A 1407-nucleotide genomic window follows, 5' to 3' on the forward strand; every position below is an offset into this window, starting at 1 on the left:
CTCGCGAAAGCGATGTATCAGTCGCCCTAATATCGACTGACATATCGTCTTCGCGAGCAGGCTCGCTCCCACAGGGCTTTTTGTTTAAGGCTCGAGGCCGATGCGGAAGAACTCGCCGCCACTCCATACGCCCAACCAGCGCCGCCCGTCGATTTCGCGACTGACCGCCAGTTCCACCAGTTGGTAAAACACATTGCGGTGAATCAGCGCTTCGAGGTTGCTGCGCACGTGCACGTAAGGCGCGGGCTCTTGCGTCACCGGGTCGATCTCGACGCGGATCGGATGTTCCGGCCCGGCCTCGGCGGTCTCCTCGACGTTGGTGGTGAAGCGCAGCAACTGCGCTTCACCCTCGCCTTCAACCTCCACGGCAATCGCCACAAACGGCGCGTCGTCGACTTTGATCCCGACCTTTTCCACCGGGGTAATCAGGAAGTAATCATCGCCGTCGCGGCGGATGATGGTGGAGAACAGCTTGACCATCGGCTTGCGCCCGATCGGCGTGCCCAGGTAATACCAGGTGCCGTCACGGGCGATGCGCATATCGATGTCGCCGCAGAAGTCCGGATTCCACAAATGCACCGGCGGCAGGCCTTTGGTTTTGGGGATCTGTCCCAACAGGTCATTGGCTTTTTGCGGGCCACTCATGGCGTACTCCTTGGGTTTATTGGTCGCCGACTCCCAGCAGGCTGCGCGCGTATTGCGCCAGTGGCGGGCCGATCAGGTCTTCCGGCTTGTTATCGTGGAACGTCAGTAAACCGCCACGACTCTTGATCCGTGCAGTATCAATCAAATACTGGGTGCTGGTCTCGATCAACATGATCTGAATCACCCCGCCGTCGATGCCGAGGCGATCCACGGCTTCCTGATCGAGCCACTCGTCGGAGTTGCCGATGCGGTCGTCAGCCTTGGCGAAGCGGGTATACAGCAGGTAGTGAGCACCGGCATCGCGAGCCTCGCCCAATGCCTGATCGAGGCCTTCCGGGGCTCGCGCACGGCGGACCATCGGGAAGTATTCGACAAAACCCTTGAAGGCTTCTTCAGCCACGACGTTCGGGCGCGGATAGGAACCACCCGGCGGCGCGAATGAACCCTGGGCGATGTAGATGAACGAGTCCGGCTGAATGCGGAAGTTGTTCACCCGACGGCTGTCGCTGTGATCCAGCAGCCCCGCGTCGCTCATCTGATAGCGAGTGCCTTCGGCCATATCGCTGACAGTCATACAGCCGCCAAGCGCCAAAACGGCCAGCAGCAAAACCAGGCTACGCATCCTCATCCTCCAGAAGCCGGTGACGGAAAACCGGCGAATGGCCGTTGGATGCAGCTTTTGCGCCAGCTCAGGATCTTTGCCGGATGATGAAATGCTTTCGCGAGCAGGCTCGCTCCCACAGGATTAAAAAAAAACCCTGT

At 59.8% G+C, this 1407-nt stretch carries 2 protein-coding genes; both read right to left on the reverse strand.

What is annotated here, in order from left to right:
- Window positions 1-84 precede the first annotated feature (84 nt).
- On the reverse strand, window positions 85-645 hold the full coding sequence (locus HT737_RS13005) for a DUF1285 domain-containing protein (protein ID WP_182402781.1): 561 nt from the start codon (window positions 643-645) through the stop codon (window positions 85-87).
- A gap of 16 nt (window positions 646-661) precedes the next feature.
- On the reverse strand, window positions 662-1267 hold the full coding sequence (locus tag HT737_RS13010) for a DUF4823 domain-containing protein (protein ID WP_041069208.1): 606 nt from the start codon (window positions 1265-1267) through the stop codon (window positions 662-664).
- Between the last annotated feature and the right edge of the window lie 140 nt (window positions 1268-1407).

This window comes from Pseudomonas sp. MD195_PC81_125, assembly GCF_014060985.1.
Classification (GTDB): domain Bacteria; phylum Pseudomonadota; class Gammaproteobacteria; order Pseudomonadales; family Pseudomonadaceae; genus Aquipseudomonas; species Aquipseudomonas parakoreensis.